A 336-nucleotide genomic window follows, 5' to 3' on the forward strand; every position below is an offset into this window, starting at 1 on the left:
GAAAAATTCAGTCTAGAAGAACTAGCTAACATGCCTTTAGAAGAACTCGCTGAGTTCCTACAGGAAAAAAGTCGAAACCGTTTTGGTGATCCAAAATGCGTAGCAGCATCCATTCAAAAAGCTGTGAAAGCTTCTTATCGCTTGGATAAGGTTGTAGAAGATTCAATAGATGTCATCTTAGGTACATCCATCGCAGTCATTCGTACGTTTCAACAACAAATCAAGGAATTAGAAAAGTCTATTAAAAAAATCATGGCTGGTTTGACCCAAACACTTGAATCTATTCCTGGAGTAGGTCCTGTTTTCGCTGCCGGTATCATTGCTGAAATTGGCCAA

The 336-nt window shown here is 39.3% G+C and carries 1 pseudogene; it reads left to right on the forward strand.

From position 1 onward, the window contains the following. Positions 1-336: pseudogene (locus FE392_RS20580) on the forward strand (IS110 family transposase); the annotation flags it as partial.

The sequence above is a fragment of the Xenorhabdus santafensis genome (assembly GCF_033949405.1).
Lineage (GTDB): Bacteria > Pseudomonadota > Gammaproteobacteria > Enterobacterales > Enterobacteriaceae > Xenorhabdus > Xenorhabdus santafensis.